This is a genomic window from Paenibacillus baimaensis (genome assembly GCF_025567575.1).
In genome coordinates, this window is the sequence record NZ_JAOQIO010000123.1 from 54,941 (window position 1) to 72,604 (window position 17,664).

At 40.6% G+C, this 17,664-nt stretch carries 19 protein-coding genes, 3 tRNA genes and 2 pseudogenes; 5 read left to right on the forward strand and 19 right to left on the reverse strand.

Translation table 11 applies throughout. From position 1 onward, the window contains the following. Nucleotides 1–311: 311 nt before the first annotated feature. The 4 genes from OB236_RS36235 to OB236_RS36250 form a co-directional block, all read right to left on the reverse strand. Nucleotides 312–393, reverse strand: a tRNA-Leu gene (locus OB236_RS36235). Nucleotides 394–661: 268 nt separating this feature from the next. Next, nucleotides 662–750: transfer RNA gene (locus tag OB236_RS36240), tRNA-Ser, on the reverse strand. Nucleotides 751–759: 9 nt separating this feature from the next. Next, nucleotides 760–835: transfer RNA gene (locus OB236_RS36245), tRNA-Asn, on the reverse strand. Between the two features lie 18 nt (nt 836–853). After that, nucleotides 854–1,327, reverse strand: a complete 474-nt coding sequence (locus tag OB236_RS36250) for a SprT family protein (protein ID WP_076235409.1) — start codon at nt 1,325–1,327, stop codon at nt 854–856. A gap of 152 nt (nt 1,328–1,479) precedes the next feature. On the opposite strand from OB236_RS36250, the gene OB236_RS36255 reads away from it, so the two are divergent. After that, the gene (locus OB236_RS36255; protein WP_262688392.1) at nt 1,480–1,839 is read left to right on the forward strand and encodes a hydrolase/acyltransferase; all 360 of its coding nucleotides are present in this window, start codon (nt 1,480–1,482) and stop codon (nt 1,837–1,839) included. A gap of 114 nt (nt 1,840–1,953) precedes the next feature. Further along, complete coding sequence (cmpA, locus tag OB236_RS36260) at nt 1,954–2,085, forward strand: cortex morphogenetic protein CmpA (RefSeq protein ID WP_262688393.1); 132 nt, start codon at nt 1,954–1,956, stop codon at nt 2,083–2,085. Between the two features lie 98 nt (nt 2,086–2,183). Here the strand turns inward: cmpA and OB236_RS36265 are convergent, their stop codons facing one another. From OB236_RS36265 to OB236_RS36300, 8 genes are all read right to left on the reverse strand, one after another. Further along, the gene (locus tag OB236_RS36265; protein WP_317259418.1) at nt 2,184–4,385 is read right to left on the reverse strand and encodes a Tex family protein; all 2,202 of its coding nucleotides are present in this window, start codon (nt 4,383–4,385) and stop codon (nt 2,184–2,186) included. Between the two features lie 101 nt (nt 4,386–4,486). Further along, on the reverse strand, nt 4,487–4,837 hold the full coding sequence (locus OB236_RS36270; RefSeq protein ID WP_076235415.1) for a type II toxin-antitoxin system PemK/MazF family toxin: 351 nt from the start codon (nt 4,835–4,837) through the stop codon (nt 4,487–4,489). A 3-nt stretch (nt 4,838–4,840) separates the two neighbouring features. Continuing rightward, nucleotides 4,841–5,122 (reverse strand): CopG family ribbon-helix-helix protein, encoded by a 282-nt coding sequence (locus OB236_RS36275; protein ID WP_076235529.1) that lies wholly within the window; start codon nt 5,120–5,122, stop codon nt 4,841–4,843. A gap of 250 nt (nt 5,123–5,372) precedes the next feature. After that, nucleotides 5,373–6,539: an alanine racemase gene (gene alr / locus OB236_RS36280; RefSeq protein ID WP_262688394.1), complete on the reverse strand. Its 1,167-nt coding sequence runs from the start codon at nt 6,537–6,539 to the stop codon at nt 5,373–5,375. A gap of 191 nt (nt 6,540–6,730) precedes the next feature. Next, entirely contained in the window at nt 6,731–8,047 is a 1,317-nt protein-coding gene (locus OB236_RS36285; RefSeq protein ID WP_262688395.1) for an outer membrane lipoprotein carrier protein LolA, read from the reverse strand. 271 nt (nt 8,048–8,318) lie between these two features. Further along, on the reverse strand, nt 8,319–8,885 hold the full coding sequence (locus OB236_RS36290; RefSeq protein ID WP_262688396.1) for a DoxX family membrane protein: 567 nt from the start codon (nt 8,883–8,885) through the stop codon (nt 8,319–8,321). Nucleotides 8,886–9,091: 206 nt separating this feature from the next. Then, nucleotides 9,092–10,498, reverse strand: a complete 1,407-nt coding sequence (locus OB236_RS36295; protein ID WP_262688397.1) for an undecaprenyl-phosphate glucose phosphotransferase — start codon at nt 10,496–10,498, stop codon at nt 9,092–9,094. A 6-nt stretch (nt 10,499–10,504) separates the two neighbouring features. Then, a complete protein-coding gene (locus OB236_RS36300; RefSeq protein WP_262688398.1) occupies nt 10,505–11,371 on the reverse strand; it encodes a glycosyltransferase family 2 protein in 867 nt (288 codons plus the stop codon). A 179-nt stretch (nt 11,372–11,550) separates the two neighbouring features. Between OB236_RS36300 and OB236_RS36305 the strand changes: the two genes are divergently transcribed. Beyond that, the gene (locus OB236_RS36305; RefSeq protein WP_262688399.1) at nt 11,551–11,727 is read left to right on the forward strand and encodes a transposase; all 177 of its coding nucleotides are present in this window, start codon (nt 11,551–11,553) and stop codon (nt 11,725–11,727) included. Between the two features lie 601 nt (nt 11,728–12,328). Here OB236_RS36305 and OB236_RS36310 read toward each other — a convergent pair. Together OB236_RS36310 and OB236_RS36315 are read right to left on the reverse strand one after the other, a co-directional pair. Beyond that, entirely contained in the window at nt 12,329–13,897 is a 1,569-nt protein-coding gene (locus OB236_RS36310) for an alginate O-acetyltransferase AlgX-related protein (RefSeq protein WP_262688400.1), read from the reverse strand. Between the two features lie 14 nt (nt 13,898–13,911). Further along, nucleotides 13,912–15,330, reverse strand: coding sequence for an MBOAT family O-acyltransferase (locus OB236_RS36315; protein WP_262688401.1), 1,419 nt, complete (start codon nt 15,328–15,330; stop codon nt 13,912–13,914). A 260-nt stretch (nt 15,331–15,590) separates the two neighbouring features. On the opposite strand from OB236_RS36315, the pseudogene OB236_RS40270 reads away from it, so the two are divergent. Both OB236_RS40270 and OB236_RS36320 read left to right on the forward strand, forming a co-directional pair. Continuing rightward, nucleotides 15,591–15,824 (forward strand): annotated as a pseudogene (locus OB236_RS40270) (IS4 family transposase); the annotation flags it as partial. Between the two features lie 74 nt (nt 15,825–15,898). After that, complete coding sequence (locus OB236_RS36320; RefSeq protein ID WP_262688402.1) at nt 15,899–16,246, forward strand: transposase; 348 nt, start codon at nt 15,899–15,901, stop codon at nt 16,244–16,246. A gap of 252 nt (nt 16,247–16,498) precedes the next feature. On the opposite strand, the gene OB236_RS40275 is transcribed toward OB236_RS36320, so the two are convergent. The 5 genes and pseudogenes from OB236_RS40275 to OB236_RS36335 all read right to left on the reverse strand — a co-directional run bounded on the left by OB236_RS40275 (nt 16,499) and on the right by OB236_RS36335 (nt 17,655). Next, a complete protein-coding gene (locus tag OB236_RS40275; protein WP_408638559.1) occupies nt 16,499–16,657 on the reverse strand; it encodes a rhamnan synthesis F family protein in 159 nt (52 codons plus the stop codon). Continuing rightward, nucleotides 16,629–16,769 (reverse strand): annotated as a pseudogene (locus OB236_RS40280) (rhamnan synthesis F family protein); the annotation flags it as partial. The pseudogene OB236_RS40280 and the gene OB236_RS40275, both read right to left, overlap by 29 nt. 201 nt (nt 16,770–16,970) lie before the next feature. After that, on the reverse strand, nt 16,971–17,276 hold the full coding sequence (locus OB236_RS36325) for a transposase (protein WP_317259417.1): 306 nt from the start codon (nt 17,274–17,276) through the stop codon (nt 16,971–16,973). Then, a complete protein-coding gene (locus OB236_RS36330; RefSeq protein WP_262688404.1) occupies nt 17,200–17,364 on the reverse strand; it encodes a transposase in 165 nt (54 codons plus the stop codon). The genes OB236_RS36325 and OB236_RS36330 overlap by 77 nt, the downstream gene beginning before the upstream one ends. A gap of 168 nt (nt 17,365–17,532) precedes the next feature. Continuing rightward, entirely contained in the window at nt 17,533–17,655 is a 123-nt protein-coding gene (locus OB236_RS36335; RefSeq protein WP_262688406.1) for a winged helix-turn-helix domain-containing protein, read from the reverse strand. Nucleotides 17,656–17,664: the final 9 nt, after the last annotated feature.

A 17,664-nucleotide genomic window follows, 5' to 3' on the forward strand; every position in this document is an offset into this window, starting at 1 on the left:
GACTATATCGTATTTATACTGTATTTTCATTAGTTTTCTAAAACTTTATTCTGAAATATTCATAGCATTACACTGAACATGCTGTACGACCAGTAGCAGCAGTTTAACATTTCCGCTTAGAAAGTGAAATGAAAATATGGAAAAAGAGCCCTTACTTAGAACTCTTGGGTAGTAAATTTAAGCAAAAAAACCACTCCCTATTCAGAATTTAATGTCCTGATAAGAAAGTGGTTTAATGGATTGGAATCGTGTCCTGAGATAAACACTATCTAATCATAACCTTAAAAATTAACAAAACTGTTCATCTACGATGCGGTCGGCGGGATTTGAACCCGCACGTCCATAGGACACTACCCCCTCAAGATAGCGTGTCTGCCGTTCCACCACGACCGCGTATAAGAAATCAAATTGAGGGATAACTTATCACCGATATGGCGACAAAATTTATTATAACTTAAACATTCTGCCGTTGACAAGTGTTTTTTCAGTTCCATTTATGAATTCGTTACAAAAGAGGGTTGCCCGCGACTCCATACACGAGGCTACGCGGCCTACAACGCCGCTCCGACGCCCCCTCTGCTCGAGTTCGAACCCCTCTTGACCCTCCGAGAGCAGCAAAAAACCGCCATTTTACACGGCGGTTTCATTGCTTGCTATTTTACGGAGAGAGAGGGATTCGAACCCTCGCACCACTTACGCAGTCTAACCCCTTAGCAGAGGGTCCCCTTATAGCCACTTGGGTATCTCTCCTTAAAGAAATGGCTCCCCGAACAGGACTCGAACCTGTGACAACTCGATTAACAGTCGAGTGCTCTACCAACTGAGCTATCAGGGAACAACAATTGTTAATTTATCACGAATGCTGCTGCAAGTCAAGCTTGATCAGCTTCAATTTCCCGCTGCAATTTCCACAAGCATATTTCTTCGGATCCAGCTTTCTTTTACGTATATATTCAGTCCGACAGCTTGTACAAACCAATTTATAGCGATAAGGCTCCTTACGCTTAACCGTAGGTAAGGAACGGCAAAATCGCGTCCCGCCCACCTTTTGCAGCAAGGTTTTGAATTCCTCATCCCGATGCTGGTAGCCACGCCCCAAAATATGCAAATGGTAATGGCACAGCTCGTGTTTAATGATCTTTTCGACATCGTCCGCACCAAACTGTTCGAGCTGCCGCCGACTGATCTCGATATGGTGAGATTTGGTGAAATACCGTCCACCTGTTGAGGTTAATCTTCCATTGAAGGTAGCCTTATGCAAAAAAGGACGCCCAAAGAACGCCAGCGAAATTCGCTCCACCCATTGCTGAAGTTGTTCGTCCTCCATGACTTCCCTTCTTTCACAGCATCGCTTTTCTTTTCATATTCTCACTTGAATTGTAACCGCAGCATAGGCTACACTGTCAAGTAGGTAAACGCATTTTCCTATTTTTGCAGCATTTAACCGAACCACAAGCACGAGAGGAGTCCTAATCGACTATGTCCACAATGAGATACACTATCCTTCAGTACAATGATCATATTGAATTTGTCGAAATGCCTGCAACACATGCGTACCAGCTGACCGCTTTGCATTTGCGTTTGCATAAGGAATTGGAAAAGCTGACCGCTTCGAACATACCTTCCTTACCCAAGGTGATTGCCGAATGCGACGCCCTGGATTTGGTAAGCACGGGCTACACGCTTCATCATGGATTGGCATATATCAACCAGCTTGAGCAAACGTTTGCCGCGATTAACGAGCAGGCTTATCCGCTCGTCTCCTTGTTGACCGAAATCCGCGCCCTGCAGGCCCAGCTTGAGCAGTGGTACGAGGATGAAGAAGAACTGACCAATTAGGACCTGCACCCACACGCCCACCCTGCCATATCCTAAACCATCGAGAAAAAGTTAAAGGCTGCGTAGACGCCTTTTTAACTTGATCAAGGCAGGTCGGGAAGGGGGCTGGTTCTTTTGCCACAATGGCTGTGCAATCAATTAATGAGAGCCTATTACAACAAAAACCGCAGACAAATCCGTCTGTTGAACGATTGCTGGTTTTTTTACCGGACACGCGTCGAGGAATCGTCTACATCCCAGCTGTAGCCAAATCCACAACACCCCAAAACAGTTAGAGCACAGACCAGCGAGTCCTCACTCACCGGGCTATGCTCTATTTCAATTTATTGGTATTGTTCAAAAAATCAGGAAGGATTTTTCATCGTCAGGCTTACCCGCCCTTTTTTCAAGTCGACACTGAGTACCCTCACGGTTACGGTATCGCCAACAGAAACGACATCCTTCGGATGCTTAACGAACGTGTTGCTCAGCTGTGAAATATGAACCAGCCCATCGTTCTTGATCCCGATATCGACGAAAGCGCCAAAATCGATTACATTGCGAACCGTACCCTGCAGCTCCATCCCAGCAGTCAAATCCTCAATCTTCAGTACATCCGTACGAAAAATCGGTGCCGGCAGCTCATCCCGTGGATCACGACCCGGGCGCTGCAAGCTATCTAAAATATCACGCAGCGTCGGTACACCAACGCCAAGCTTGGTAGCCAGCTCCACCGGCTCAACCGCCTGCAGCAGCTCTTTCAGCTTCTGAGAGCCCACTTCCTTCAGCTCCAGCTTCAACTCACGGAACAGCTTGTCCACCGCGTCGTAGGATTCTGGATGAATAGGTGTGTTGTCCAGCGGATTTTTGCCCTCGCTAATGCGCATAAAGCCGGCACACTGCTCATAGGCCTTCGCACCAAGACGCGGTACCTTTTGCAGCTGCGAGCGATTGGTGAATTTGCCGTTATCCTCACGGTATTTGACAATGTTCTTCGCCAGTGTACTGTTGATACCGGAAACGTAAGACAATAACGATGGCGAAGCCGTATTCACATCTACACCAACATGGTTCACTGCCGATTCCACGACAAAGGTGAGACTTTCATCCAGTCTTTTTTGCGTCACATCATGCTGGTATTGCCCTACACCGATCGCCTTCGGTTCGATTTTCACAAGCTCCGCGAGCGGGTCCTGGATCCGTCTTGCTATGGAGATAGCGCTGCGCTCAGCCACGTCAAGGTCCGGAAATTCACCTTGGGCCAGCTTGGAGGCTGAATACACACTCGCACCTGCCTCATTGACGATTAAATATTGCAAGCTGCGGTTTTTGATCTCAGCAATCAATTCGGCTACGAACTGCTCCGTCTCCCGTGAAGCCGTACCGTTGCCAATAACTATCAGTTCGACACTGTAGGATTCAATCAGCTTATGGAACTTCGCCTTGGCCTCTGTTATTTTGTTATTCGGTGGTGTTGGATAGGTAACCGCAATCTCCAGCATTTTGCCTGTATCATCAACCACAGCGAGCTTACAGCCTGTCCGAAATGCCGGGTCAACACCAAGCACTACCTTGCCTTTAACCGGGGCCTGCAGCAGCAAATTACGCAAATTCTCGGCAAAAACCTCGATCGCCTGCTCCTCCGCCTTTTCGGTCATTTCATTGCGCACTTCCCGATCAACCGATGGAGCCAGCAGCCGTTTGTAAGCATCCTCCACAACCGCAATCAGTGTATCTCTGACAACCGAAGGTCCTTTAATCAGCTGTTTGTTCATATAGTCATGAATTCGATCTGAGGGCACCTCGAGTGCCACTCGCAGCACATCCTCACGTTCCCCGCGATTAATCGCCAAAATCCGATGTGGTGGCAGCTTGCGTACCGGCTCCTGGTAGCTATAGTACATCTCGTACACGGATTCTACAGCCGCATCCTTCGCTTCCGTATGTACAATGCCTTGGTCAAAAGTAAACCTTCGCACCCAGGCGCGCACCTTGGCATCATCTGCGATCTGCTCGGCAATAATGTCCTTGGCACCTTGAATCGCTTCGTCGGCTGTCTTGACGTTTTTCTCTTCGTTCACATATTTGCCTGCTTCCACCAGCAGATCACCCTGACGTGGCTGGGACAAAATCCACCTGGCAAGAGGCTCCAGGCCTTTTTCTTTGGCTACGCTGGCTCTTGTTTTCCGCTTCTGGCGATACGGACGGTATAGATCCTCAAGCTCCTGCAGCTTGACCGACTTTTCGATCGATATCTTCAATTCATCTGTCAGCTTGTCCTGCTCATCAATAAGCCGGATAACCTCAAGCTTGCGCGCTTCCAGATTACGTAGATAAGCCAACCGCTCTTCAATATCCCGCAGCTGGTTCTCATCCAGCTCTCCTGTCATCTCTTTACGGTACCGGGCGATAAAAGGAATCGTATTCCCTTCATCCAACAAACCTACCGTCGTGCGCACCTTACCCTCAGGCAGCTGCAGCTCGACTGCAATCTGCTTCTGGATACGCTCCAGTATCGCAGCTTTCATCGCACCATCCAGCTCTATATTCGTCTTGCCTTCTTCCATTTGCAGCAATTCTTCTTTTGCCATCAATTCATTGCCTCCTCAGCTAAATAAAAAAACGAGAAGTCCACCAAGCGGACCCCTCGTCATCATCCCTGCATGCATCAAAACTCAATTAGTCCCACGCTAATTTGCAGTGAATCGTCCACCTTACGCATCGTCTCTTCATCCAGATGTGTGATTTTATCTGTAAGACGCTGCTTATCAATCGTACGAATTTGCTCCAATAAAATAACAGAATCCCTGTCAAAGCCATGGGCTTCCGCTTCAATCTCTACATGCGTAGGCAGCTTTGCTTTTTGAATCTGGGCAGTAATCGCCGCCACAATCACAGTAGGACTAAAACGGTTACCGATATCGTTCTGAATAATCAGTACAGGTCGAATACCGCCTTGCTCCGATCCTACGACCGGAGATAGATCTGCAAAAAATACATCTCCACGTTTAACAATCAATAGTTACACCCCGCTTACTAAACGGTCAAGTGTGTTATCCGCTTCTTCCTCCGCCTGAAACGCTTCCGAAGCCATGTTTAAATTGATCTTTGCCATCTCCATGTAACCGCGCTGCATCGATTCCCTCAGGTGACGTTTTTTCCGTTCCACCAAATACAGCTTCATCGCCTGCCGAATAAATTCGCTTCGATTGGAGTTTTCCTTCTCCACGATCCCATCCACTTCCTGAAGCAGATAGTCAGGCAAGCTAATCATGATGCGTTTCGTGTTATGCGCATTGGACACCAAGCATACACCCCCAAAAACATACAAACATTAGTACCATTATGGCGAATATACAGACAATTTATTCAAATCAGTATATGCGCTTCGTATAGCTAATATGTTATACCGCTATAACTCCAAAAATGTGTAAGCAGCATTCCCAGAAGTATGTGTTATACATATTCGCGATACATCGACAAAATCCTTTCCCGCAGCTACAAAAAAATGATAGGAAAAGATACCCACATTTACGGAACCATTCGCTCTAACCTTAGCGCATCAAAGGATTAACCGTAGAAACCACAGCTCCATCACGAATGTAGACACGGGGTACACGATGTGAAATCATACAGGTGATCTCATAATTAATGGTACCCAGCCAATCGGCATGCTCTTCCGCTGTAATCCGTTGATCACCCTGCTTACCAATAATCACAACTTCTTCTTCGTTAAGAATATTATCCATCCCGGTCACATTTACCATACATTGATCCATACAAATTCTGCCGACAATCGGCACCCGCTTACCTCTAACCAAAGCCTCGGCCTTACCCGTCAGCATCCTCGAGAACCCATCCGCATACCCGATCGGAAGCGTTGCTATCGTTTCCTCGCCTTGTGTCCGGTAAATTGTACCATAGCTGACTCCTGAATCGTGAGGTAGGCTTTTGACCATCACTACACCCGTTTTAATGCTGAGTACAGGCTCCAAATCAATAATCTGATGGTTTACTTCCTCGGAGGGATATAAGCCGTACATAGCAATCCCGAGTCTTACCATATTATAAGATACATCCGGACAATCAATGGCGGCAGCGCTGTTACTCGCATGAACATAGGTGAACTCAATGCCACGCTCACGAAAACCTTTTACTATACGATCAAACCGGCGATACTGCTCCATCGTATATGTTTTATCCGCATCATCCGCAGAGGCAAAGTGGGTGAAAATCCCCTCCACCAACAAACCCGGGATACGGTGTGCTCGCTCGATCAGTTCAACCGCCTCTTCTTCAGTAACCAAACCCAACCGATTCATGCCCGAATCTACTTTAATATGAATAGATAGCGGCTTCTCTCTGGGCTCAAGGCGTTCAAATGCATCCAAAACTTCATGACTATATACATTCACCGTTATATCGTGCTTCCAGGCCCATTCCAGCCCCTCTGGGGGCGTGTAGCCGAGTACTAGTATTGGAGCTGTAATACCTGCCTGCCTTAACTCCAATCCTTCATCCAAAAAAGCTACCGCAATATACGTCGCTCCACAGCGCAGCGCTTCCCGGCTGACTTCTACCGCACCATGCCCATAGGCATCGGCTTTTACCACAACCATCATATTGACATGCTCAGGCAAAACCCGACGAAATCCCTGCAAATTAGCCCGCAGCGCATCCAAAGAAATCTCCACCCGTGTCGGACGAAAATACGAATCCATACACATCCACCTTCTCCTAACAATCAAGAGAAGTCCCTTGAATCAAGGAACCTCCCCAAGTTGCAGCTATTCGAAAATATTCAATGTAACTAATGGTAATCCGTTCTTCACCGGGTGTCAATGACAATATGATGACAAGGAGGCCTTGGCAAACATTGGCTGCATCCAGCAATTGCTTGGTGAAGCGATTCCTATTTACCTGTCTCACCCTGAACAGCTTGAGCCACTTTAATCATCTCGGTCATCGGAAGATCTGCCGTAGATAGCCGGAACTCAACACCATCGTACGTCCATGTCAGCATCTTCTTCTCTCCACCTGTAATGACAGCCAGCGTATAGCCAAGATCAACAATATCTCCCGGCAGCGCCGATACCGTCTGCGCCTGCGGACGCGACTCCACCAGCGTATAGTTAAATTTGCCTGAGTAGCGAAGCATCATCGCCTTTTCTTCACCCAGCTTAATCTCGTTCATATCCTGCCGCTTCACACCACTTGGTGTATAAAAAGGTTCGATCACGCCAAATTGAGCTTGTGCCGCACCAGCGGGGGCACTCGTGCTCGTGCTGGCCGCTGCGCCTGCTGGTGAAGTACTGCTTACCGCGCCGTTCGTGTTAGTACCAGGAGCCTTGGCTTGGGTCCCTGTGCCGCTTGCTGTGCTTGAAGCACCCTGGCTAACTGCACCTGTAGTCCCTTGGCCTGCTGCACCTGTTGTACTTCCTGCTGCTTTTCCTGATCCATCAGACGTACCTGCAACCGCGGCACTACTTCCCACTGTCCCGCTGCTAACGATCCCATTGCCAGCGGATGCATTGTTTGCTGTATTCGCTGCTTTCGTACCATTGGCCGCCGCTGCAGTAGGCAGTGATTTCAGGTTCCAGCTTGTCATATTACGCTGCATATCAAAAGAATCCTTTTCGAATTTCTTTCCGAACTCGAATTGGCTAAAATCTACAATCACCATCACATTCGCATTCGCATCCGATACCTCCACATGTTTCGGCGAATAATTCTTTTTGTCCAACCAAATCTTTTGCCGCGCCAACGAGCCGTTCTGGTAATTGGCCATCACATCAAACACATACGCGTTAGGATCGGTTATAAACTGACGATCCTTATCCATGATAATGCTTTGCACCAACGACTGGTACAAATACACCTGTCCCTGATTTTCCGGCCAATCGCTCTGGAATCGGAAGCTCTTGTTCAAATGCGGTGTTAGCACAAACACTCCATCATCATTGCGCAGCACGATTTGCGTAATATCCTTCTTATCGTTCTTCAGTGATATCCGATAATAATGCGGGTTCTGATACCACACCTCCACCTGATACTCCTGCGGCTCCTGCCCCGTATTCAGCACCATCCGTCCAACGCCCTGATAGCTGTCCAGTTTATTGATTACACCGTCCAAATCCTTCACAACTGCCCCTGCATCCTTCTTGCCGCAACCTGCCAGCACCAAGCTTAAAGACACCACCAAGGCAATCACCCACGTGAACCGCCGCATTCCAATCCCCTCCAGACATAAGTAAAAGCAACTGATAACATGTCTATGTGGGGACTTGGACGATTATGCAGACAAGGATGACGAGCTGTGAAAGTTTAGCTTGTTGAAAAGGATTAGAAGAGAGCCGAGCCTTCACGTTCCATCTTTGCCCTTTGTAAACCAGGTATAATACAAAAAGGCCAGCCAGAAGTTTCTGGCTGACCTCATTTTGCAAAACACAAACTTTTTTTATCAGATCGATCTAAAGGTACTGCTCAATTGCGAAGCACTACTATAAATGAGTTGTTCTTAGGCTGTCCGCAGATGATTTACGACCCCATGGCGTTCCGAGAAATGGTAATGCCCAGCGGTCAAGACCGTACCAGCCCGCATTCTTCCATGCCAGCACAAGCCAGGTCGCTAAGATAAAGAGGATAGGATTCGTGCTTAAAGTTCCTGCAAATAAAAAGCTCACATTCATCACTCCGCCAAAAAAAGCAGCTATCCCCGTTAAAAGCCCCAAAATCAATCCCAGCCCTACAAGCAGTTCCCCAAAAGCGACCACAAATCCCAATACTTTCGTATTCGGAAGCACTATATTCTCGAGAAACTGTGCATACCAGCCTGTAACATCTTTGCCGGCTTCAGCTTTAGCTAACGATCCTTTTATAAAGCCTTGCAATGCAGTACCTGCTTTAGCGCCCGTCCAAGCCTCACTTGTTACTTTTCCCCAGCCTGCTGTAATCCACGAATAACCAACATATAAGCGAACAATTAGCCATAGCGCCCCTGCTCTGGTACTGCTGAACAAAAAACTCGATACAGGATTCTCAGGGATCAAGATTTCATTTTTAGCCATTAATTTAAACCTCCTAGTATGGATTTACATTCTTTTATCATTTGTATGATATTGGATACTATTATTGTACCTTATGTTTGATTAGTATAATGTGACATTTATCACTGCTAAATTGGCATTTCTAAGTTTGTTGCAACTATAGTAACAAAGCATATGCAAAAGAAAAAACTCCCATAACCAGTCGATTATAGGAGTTACATCGATACTCAATATGCATTTTTATTTACAAATCCATTAATGATAGTTCGAAAAATTATTTTAATATCAAACAAGAAACTCCAATTCTCAATATAAAAAATATCTAATTTAATCCTGTCTTCAATCGAAGTATCCCCCCGAAGCCCATTTGACTGAGCCCACCCCGTAATACCAGGCCGAATGTGATGCTTAACCATATATTTAGGAATCTCACCTTTAAACTGCTCTACGAAAAATGGTCTCTCTGGCCTCGGCCCTACTACACTCATATGACCGAATAATACATTAAAAAACTGTGGCAGCTCATCCAAGCTAGTCTTACGTAAAAATGAACCAAACTTCGTTTTACGGGGGTCATTTTCTACAGTCCATTGGGTATCCGAGTCTGCTTCTGTCTGAACTCTCATCGAACGAAATTTATACATCATGAAATTTCGTCTATTTAACCCAACACGTTCTTGCTTGAAAATGATCGGTCCAGGGGAAGTCCATTTTATTCCTATGGCAACAAGTATAAGCACCGGACTAATCAATATTATGGCTATGGAAGCAAATAACAAATCAAATGCTCTTTTGAAGAAACGATTTCGAAATTCATCCAAAGGAATATCTCTGACATTGATCAAAGGAATACCTGCAAAATTATCAAAGAAAGGTTTTGATGGCAAATAACCGTAAAAGTCCGGTATAATCAAAGTTTTTACCCCTGCTTTTTCACAGGCATTAATAATTTGGGGATATTTCTCGTGGGCATACAAAGGCAAAGCAATAATGACCTCATCGACCAAATCTTTCCCCAGAAAATACTCTAACTCATCAACCTTACCAAGAATTGGCTTATAATTTTTCGAACTGTGCTCATGCACGGATTGATAATCATCCAAAAATCCTACTACTTCATAACCCAATTCTGGATGAAGAGCCAGATTATCATAGAACTTTTTGCCTAACGAGCCTGCACCCACAATAAGCACGTATTGCTTATTATAACCCTTTTGCCGATAACGTTTTAATGTTGTCTTTAAAATGTACCGATAGAAGCTAACAAACAAAATATTGTTGATTAAAAATAACAATAAATAAGAACGAGAGACATCAAGCTCCTTAAAAACGAACAAAAAGCTTAACAAGAACATCAAACTGATCAAATGTACCTGGACAATGGTAAACAATTCATAAGAAAATCGTTTCTTGCGTTTCGGAGTATAAAAATTCATAAAATAACTAATAAATATAGCAATAACACCATAGATGGAGCTCCACAAAACGTACCTGTTAAAAGGAAGTGTATGATCGAATGGAATAAAACCACTGTCAAACTTCAGCCACCATGAGAATAAGAACACGAGTTGTATGCAAAAGAAATCTGATAGAGCATACAATTGGGATAAAAATTTTTGGCTTTGCCTAACCAAGCAGAATCACCTCACGGATCCAAATCGATTTAATGCCAAGGATAAAATAAATTTCAAAGCAATACCCAAATAAACCAGTCCATTAATTAAAAAATTATACTTTTTCTGATAATGCTTTTTATGAAATAAATACATAGCCCGGTGAAATTCATATATGATTTTAAAAGGCTTACGTCTGCTGCTCGCGCCCTTGTGATGTACGATTTGAGTGTAAGGATAGTAATGAATCCGCCATCCACCTTGTTTGATTCTGTAACACCAATCAATATCTTCTCCGTACATAAAAAAGTCCTCGTCCAGCATGCCTACTTGATCAATGGCTTCTTTCCTTACCATCATAAAAGCACCGACCAAACAATCAACAGGATAGTCCTGATCGGGATCGAGATATCCCAGCTGGTATTGATTAAATCGCGAAACCTTAGGAAAAAGCTTGGAAATGCCAAAAGCGTAGTAGAACGAAGCTAACGGCGTTGGAAACCCCCTTTTACAGGCTTTATCCAGCGATCCGTCAGGAAGGACAATTTTGCATCCGGCAGCTCCAATAGACAGATTCTGATCCATAAAAGCAATCATAGTCTGCAAGGAGTCGGAATCTATAATCGTGTCTGAGTTTAACAATAATATATATCGCCCGGTAGCCAATTTAATCCCAATATTATTACCTTTAGAAAAACCATCGTTGCTTGGATTTTCAACCAGTCTTACATTAGGATATCTACGTTTAATCTCCACAACAGAAGCATCAGACGAATGATTATCTACAACAATAATCTCATAACAAAAAGAAGTTTGAGAATCATATACTGATTGAATGGCATTCAACGTTAATTCACATGTATTGTAGTTTAGGATAATAATACTTAAGTCCATTTTTAATCTCCAATGTACCATTATTGTTCATAGTATACTATCACGTAGTATACCATGAATCCAATTCAAAAGTATAAAATGGGCATAGTAAATTATTTGAAGTATGATGCTAGACTTAATCATAGACATAGAGAACCGAGAATCGAAAATATAAAGCATTCATAAAAAAGGTGTCCGAGATGACGAAAAAGTACGACAAAGAATTCAAGATGCATACCGTTCAACTCATTCAAGAAGATGTGAAGACGGTGGCGCAGGTAGCCCAAGAGATGGGGCTTCACGAGAATACGCTGTACTGCTGGTTAGCAGAATTTAAACAGAATGGTAACAAAGCGTTTCCGGCAGCGGGCAGTTAAAAGCTGATGAGAAATCGATCCGTGAACTGAAAGAGAAAAACGAAATCTTAAAAAGGGCCATGCACTACTTTGCAAAAGACCGATGCTGATCTATCGATGGAGATACGATCATCGCTTCAAGCAACGTGTCGCAAATATGTACGATGTGCAGTTAGACTGAATAGTAGACACAGATTATACTAGATTCAATAACATGAACGAGGGAGCCAGTGTCCCTATATGGCAGTTTCCAACATAGGATATTTGCCAATTGGTATATCTAGAAAACCCATATGTTGAAAACAAGAAGTTATTTTTCCCAATAACAACATCTTTAGTTGGTGAGGTCTTTAATATGTTATATGATGTTTCAGCATGTAGTCGTAAAAAGACATTTCTAAAACCTATATTATCATTTATCCATGCTTCAAATTGATTCAAGTAATCTTTATTTACTTACCTGTTGAAAGAAAGACGGGAAAACTTACAAGAGCCTTATTCTCTTGTTTTGATATTACTCCCGCTTTCTTATTAGCAAATAATAACGGAAAAGCAATAATTAAAACAAAAACAATTATAAATATAACATTTATCTTTTTCATTTTTACTCCATATTCAAAATTTATGATGTTACGATTTTGTAAACACTAGGCTCGTAGCTATATTTTCCATCTTTAGAAACTACTATAACAGATATTTCTTTTGCCTTTAAAACTTCATCTTTATTTAAAACTGCACTAAAGCCTGAATTAAGATAATTTGGATTATTGAAGTAATTAACAACAGTTTCATTCGAAATGTTAGATTTGCTTTGAAAATATTTATCTCCAACTTTAATTATAACTTCTGAAGTTTCGGAATTAGATAAGTTATCCACAGCCCACCCATTTAAATTAACTTCATTGCTATCATTGTTAACATATAATTGTGTGGTATATATAGGATTACCATTAAATTTATCAATGAACATTGAAGGTTTTTTATTATTACTTATAGGAATATTTTTTGTATATACTTCTGATTTAATGAATTTCGAAGGTTCCAAGAATCCATCATTTTGTAATCTATAACTAAAAGCTCTATCTACAGATTCATATATTACCAAGTCTGGTTTAACCTTATTAATAACATCTTCATTTAAATCATCAGAACGAACAACGATTACATTTTTAAAGTTTTCTCCCAAATATTGCGGCATAATACCATAGAAAAATGAATCACAAACAAGTAATAGTGTACCTTTTGCTTTTTCGTTCGAATAAAATTGTATTCCACCATTAGTGAAAAATTGATCCACGTGTTGCTGACTATATATATAATTTTTTAATTCAGGATTTTCTACTTCTTTAACATTTGGATTTTCAACCTCGAGGGTTGGTACAGTCTCATTTCCTACCAAATTATAACCAATCATATTTGCAAAATCAAACTGATTTGTCACATCAACTTCTTTAGTATATAACATAGCGTCATAAAAATATTTTTTATCTTTTATGACATCTTTAATTAGTCCGTAAGTTAAATAAACAGAATAATCCGTCCAATGTGAATCTGTCTTTTTATACATTAGTTTATTTGGTTTCTGCTCGATAATTTTTGCTTTTGGATTAATATAATCAAAATCACTTGGCAGCTCTTTGCCCAGTTTATCAACCGGAGTTTCAATCGTACTTGGCTTAAGACCTTTTATGTACTCTGGGTATACGCTAACTTTACCAGGAGCACCAACAAAAATATAATCGATACCCTTAGAGTTTAAATATTTTTTTACATTTTCTTGAATTTTTGCAATCTTTTTATATCCAATATCATCAATAGGATACTTGTCAATAGCAATTGTCATATTGTTAATCCAATTGCCTCCAGCACCCATCTCTTTGTAGAAATACCATCCATCTTTACCAATAGCAACTGAGCTTGTTGGTGATGTATTAAAAATATTAAAAGATATTTCAGCATGTAGCTTTAATAAAACATTTCTAAATCCTATATTGTCATTTATCCATGTCTCGAAGCCACTTAAGAACTGTGTATTTATTATACCAGTATTAGCTTCAAATAAAACAGGAAAATTTGCAAGAACTTTATTTTCGCCTTTTGATACTGCGCCTTGTATCCTATTAGAAAATAACAGTGGTAAAGATATAAATAAAATAAAAATGATTATAAAAATAACACTTATTTTTTTCATTACTTGTACTCTCCTTAAAATCTAAAATAAATAAATGGACTATATGTAGAACTCATAACATACACAATAGCAATTATAAATAAACAAAATAAGCTGAAATTATAAATCACAAATCTTGTCTTTTTATTTTTTATAAAATCAAAAGACAAAAGTTTATTTTTAATAGGAAATGAGAATATAACACCAAGTAAAAATATAAATAAATATTCTGGTTGCATATACCAAAGAATATTTATATTTGATAATGTTGCTTGTCCTAGTCCAAACATTACTTTTAAATATCCAATAGCATATGTTAGATCAGGTGATCTAAAAAACACCCAACCAATTATAACAACTATAATTGTATAAAACCATTTAATAGGTGCAGGGATTTTAATATTAATATTAAATTGTTTAAAAATTCTTTCGAAAATCAAAAAAACACCATAATACAAGCCCCAAACTATAAAATTCCATGATGCACCATGCCAAAGACCAGTAACGAAAAAAACAACGATTAAGTTAAAATAAACATTACCTTTTCTGTTACCACCTAATGGTATGTAAAGATAATCCCTAAACCAACTAGAAAGCGAGATATGCCACCTTCTCCAGAATTCAGTTATAGATTTTGATATATAAGGATAATTAAAGTTTTCTAAAAATTCAAAACCAAACATCTTGCCAAGTCCAATAGCCATATCGGAATAACCACTAAAATCAAAATAGATTTGCAACGTGTAGCATATAATGCCCAACCAAGCAATAGGTGCTGTAAGATTACTAGGCTCTAACCCAAAAATTTGGTCTGTAACATAAGCCATATTATCAGCTATTATTACCTTTTTAGCTAACCCAATAATAAATCTATGTATACCTTCAACAAATTTATCAGAGGTGCATTCTCTATGATATATTTGGTCATTTACATCTTTAAATCGTACTATTGGCCCTGCAATAAGATGTGGAAAAAAGGAAAAATTAATTGCTAAGTTAATAATATTTTTTTGCACTTTAATTTTCCCCATATATACATCCAAACTATATGATAAACCTTGAAAAGTATAAAACGAAATTCCAATAGGGAGTATAATATTTTTTATTGGTATAGAGGTGTTGAAAATACCATTAATGGTATGCAATGTAAAGTCAAAATATTTAAAATAAAACAACAATAAAAGGTTTAAAAAAACTATTAAAAATAATACTAACCTTCTATTCCTTTTTAACTCTTCTTTTACATTTGTAATATAATTAATTAATAAACTCAAAGAATAATTTATTAAAATTGATATACACATTATAATCAAATATTTTGGACCACCAAAGGAATAAAATAAAAAACTTACTATTGCTAAGTAAATATTTCTATATTCTTTATTACATACATAATATAACAATAAAACAATTGGTAAAAACCCAAATATGAATATTATTGATGAAAAAACCATTAACTTATCCTCTTTTCTTACATAGTTTATAATTTAAAAATAAAAAGCAATTTTAGAATTATTATTACTTTTTGCTAAAAAGCTCTGTTAATTACTATAATATCAATAACTCAAGTTTCGTACCTTGAAAGTGCCCTTAAATGTTGATGTTACTAGGGTTGAAGGATAAAAATTAGCGAACTTGACAGAAAAACAACTTTCACGTTTGGTAAAATGGAAGTGTCGAGCTTACCATCTCAAACAGAAAGGTGCGTAACCCTATGTTAGACTGCAACTCCCTGTCAGAAAAGTGTGAGGAACGCTTTTCAACTATATTTTCCTTGAATCGGTCCATTGCTTCGCCAGGCTGGCATCCGCAAATCGTGTGGACTTCGGCTCTTGCTGTGTTTCAGCTTATCTTCACCTTAGTTATCCAGCAACGCAGTTGGACTCGTTTACTCGAGTGCAGCCGCACTTCGCTACAAGGTAAAGATGTGGTCTATCGTTTCCTGAATCATCCTGGTTTTGCTTTGCTCCCATCGATTTCGTCATGCTTAGTTCGGCTAAATTTACGAATCATTTCTGTGAAATGAAGGAACAACTGTCCAAACGTACACAAGGTTACAAACGGCGTCTAGAGGCATTTTCACGGAAATCCGAAGCGGCTGTAGCTCTCTTGGATCGTGCGATTCAGGCTGGTTTTACAGCAGATTTTGTCTTGATGGATAGCTGGTTCACCCACTCTCCACTGCTGCGTAGCCTGATGTCTAACGGCTTACACGTCATCAGCATGATCAAAGATATGAAACAACGTTACCGAATTGGAGATAAGCGAATGTCACTGAAAGAACTGTATGCGACGCTTCCACATTTGACCAAATCGGAGATTTTGGGGTCCATTTCTCTCAAACCTACTGCGGGTTGCCGATCCAGCTAGTTTTCGTCCAGAACCCGGCTGCACCCACGGCGAAATGGTCCGCGGCCTTTTCCACACTCGTTGCCAAACCCGCAAAAGAACCTACAAAGGTCAAGAGCGAATCTACCTTACTTTTGACATTGAAGTGAAACGTTTTGCAAGACTTATTCGATTATTTTGGCCACATCATTATTTAATGCTTCTTTGGGTTACAGCAAAACCTCTGAATTACCAGTTGTTACCACAAACTGCATAGGTCATGATAAGTATTAATCATTGGCATAATGATTTATAATCATCACTATTTAACATTTTGTTTCTAATGGCCATAAAACTTGATTGTATGTGTTCTGGTACATATCCGTATTTTGTTTTAAAAAATTCATAATTCGTTTCATGATGTCTAGTTATTCCCCAAAAGTCGCATATAATCTATCGCGATTTTATAAGCCCAAACATCAAGACCAGTGTTATCTCTAACTATTAAATCTGTTGAAATTCCTAATAATGTTTTTCTTCCTTCATCATTAATAATACCATTAACTACAACTACTAATCTCTCAACATTTTTTGATTAATCTCTTAAGAAATACCCAACATATTTATCAACATTTCTTTTTTCATCACAAAAAAAGTAAATAGTTTGTCTATTTTTTGTATTAGCATTTTTCTCAACTGACATTATTTTTTCACATTCCTTTTTTATTACAAATTTATCCACTATGATAAGTTGAACTGAAAAATTTCACACTCGAACGAGCAAACGATCAATGACTTCAAGCGGCGATTGATTGACGCGTTTCATGAAAGCTGCGACATGAGAACGGATGACGTAAAATTTATGGAAATAGACATTGTTCACCACATCGTGCTTCAGCCATTTCCATAAGCATTCTACGGGAATAAACTCAGGGCTGTATTTCGGTAAGTAAACCAAACGGAGCCGCGGATGCTGACATAGAAACGACTGAATTTCATCGGCGTGATGTGGTACGCGCATTGTCGAGCACGATGACAATTTGACCTTCTGGATTGCTTTGCAGAATATCATCCAGAAAACGTTGAAATACATTGACCGTAAACTTTTCTTCTTCTCGATGGATCACATGTCCGGTTTCGTAGTTGATCGCTGCAAACAATTTGGCGCCTTTATGCTCACCATGGGTGGCAATCTTTCGCTGTTGCCCCGTGGGGAAACCAGTTATACCGCAAATCCAAATATGCCCATATTATCGATTCATCTTCAAATAAAAGATGATCGATCTACCCTTGAGAAAGCTCTTCTTTGAGTTCGGGCAGTGTCACTACTACACGGAACTGCTTTTGTGTTTCTCCTGATCGGCCCGCACCAGCGTATAAATCGCCTTTGTATAGTTAAAGCCTAACCGATGGAGCAGTTTGTATACCCCTTTGAGCGTATTACGTCTCACCAAACTCTC